Here is a 2,002-nt window from a genome sequence, read left to right as displayed (position 1 = left end):
GCTTCGGTGGTGGTGGCGGCGGTGGCTTCGACGGAGGCGGCGCCTCCGGCAACTGGTAACGACACATGCCACACTTCAAGCGCGCCCTGCGCCATCTCGGCACGCGCCCCGGCGCCGCCAGCAAACTCTTCCCCGCCGACGCCCAGCAGCAACTGCAGCAGGCGGTGCGCGCCGGCGAGCAGCGGCATCACGGCGAAGTCCGGGTCGTGATCGAATCCAGCCTGCCCTTGGCGCTGGCCTTCTCCGGCACCAGCCCGCGCGCCCGTGCCCGCGCCCTGTTCGGCGCGCTGGAGGTGTGGAACACCGAAGGCCACACCGGGGTGCTGCTTTATATCAACCTGGCGGATCACGCGGTGGAGCTGCTGGCCGACCGTGGCATCGATGCCCGCGTGGCCCCGGAAACCTGGCGCGCCATCTGTAGCGAACTCGCTAGCGGGCTGGCCCGGGAGCTATCGGTCAAGCCCGTGCTGGCGGCAGTGGAAAAGATCCACCATCAACTGGCGCAGCATTTCCCCTCGGGCGACCGGCCCAATCCGAACGAGCTCGACGACCGCCCGGTCATGCTGTAGCGCTGCTTGCGCGACGCGCCCCCAGCATGTACCACAGCGCGGCCAGCACCTGCAGCGCCACCAGCCCGCCCCACACGGTCAGGTGCGCCGCCTTCGGGTAGCGGCCCGCATCGGCGGGCCAGAGGTCCAGCACCAGCCCGATGCCGACCTGGCAGGCAAAGGTGGACAGGAACACCGTCAAGGTCAGCGCCGTGGTGGCACGTCCGATCAGCGCATCGGGGAAGCTGCGTGCCAGCACGGCATAGGCCAGGATGCCGCTGGAGCCGAACACGCCATAGGCCGCCCACAGCAGCGCTGGCGGCAGCGGCACACCCGCCATGATCAGGCACTGGATCACGATGAACCCGCTCATGCCGACGCCGGCGAAGGTGTACAGGCTCACACCAGCACGCTCCAGATGGCGCGCGGCCCAGCCAGCGCACACGCAGCCGCCCATCATGGCAAAGCCGATCACCGACACCAGGCGCGCGCCCTGCTCCGGCGCATAGCCGGCCACGTCCCGCAGGAAGGCGCCGACCCACAGCGTCTGCACCGCCAGGAACACACCTTGATTGAGCAGGGCCAGCGGCACCACGCGCAAAAAGCGCGCATTGCGAAAGACTTGCCAGGTGCCGCGCAGTTGTTCGGCAAGGCGCTGCTTGCCAGCGCGGCTGGTCTCGGGGGCGCCAAGCCACAGCAGCGCCGCCATGGCCAGCGTCAAGCCGGCCAGCCCATAGCTGACGGTGCGCCAGTCGGTCCATGACAGCAGCCAGCCCAGCGGCGCGCCCACCATGACGGCGCCCAGCCCGCCGATCGCCATCACCACCCCATTGAGCAAGGGCATGCGCGACAGGGGGAACCAGATCGACAGGGCCTGGATGGCAGCCCCCAGGCAAACCGACACGCCCACGCCGATCATCAGGCGCCCTGCCGCCAGCGCGGCCATGCTGGTCGCCGAGGCGAATACCAGCGCGCCAGCCACCGCCACCAGCAGCAATGCCGCCTCGGTGCGGCGCGGGCCAAAGCGATCCAGCATCAGCCCGGCCGGCAACTGGGCGCAGGCAAACCCCAGGAAGTAAAAGCTGGTCAGCAGCCCCAGGTCGGCGGCGCCCAGCCCCATCTCGCGGATCAAATGCGGCGCGAAGCCCAAGTTGACGCCGCGGAAGATATAGGACACCAGGAAACCCAGCGAAAAGATGCAAAGCACGCGCCAGCGGGCAGCAGCCAGCGCAGGATCGCCGGCCCGGGAAGCAGGAGACGGCGCCGCGGCGGTAGGGGTGGATACATTGGCAGAATTCATGCCTGCATTGTCGTCAGTCGCCGCCTGCAACACCAACGAAAGATACCCGCCGCAATTGTGAGTAGAATTTGACGGCAATGACCTCCCGACACCCCAAACCCATCAAGCCTGGCCTGCCCGGCCAGGCCAGCTTGCCATCCCGCCCGGCTGAACC

General features: G+C 68.7%; 2 protein-coding genes. One reads left to right on the top strand and one right to left on the bottom strand.

The window, feature by feature from the left end:
• The first annotated feature begins 65 nt into the window (after window positions 1–65).
• A complete protein-coding gene (locus AC1RWI_RS37915; RefSeq protein ID WP_043344406.1) occupies window positions 66–569 on the top strand; it encodes a TPM domain-containing protein in 504 nt (167 codons plus the stop codon).
• Here the strand turns inward: AC1RWI_RS37915 and AC1RWI_RS37910 are convergent.
• On the bottom strand, window positions 559–1,848 hold the full coding sequence (locus AC1RWI_RS37910) for an MFS transporter (RefSeq protein WP_492870872.1): 1,290 nt from the start codon (window positions 1,846–1,848) through the stop codon (window positions 559–561). The two genes, AC1RWI_RS37915 and AC1RWI_RS37910, sit on opposite strands and share 11 nt — an antisense overlap.
• Window positions 1,849–2,002: the final 154 nt, after the last annotated feature.

Source organism: Cupriavidus sp. MPR-AND1C (assembly GCF_058809705.1).
Note: the sequence above shows the minus strand (reverse complement) of the source record. Positions and strands in the feature narration are given on the sequence as shown.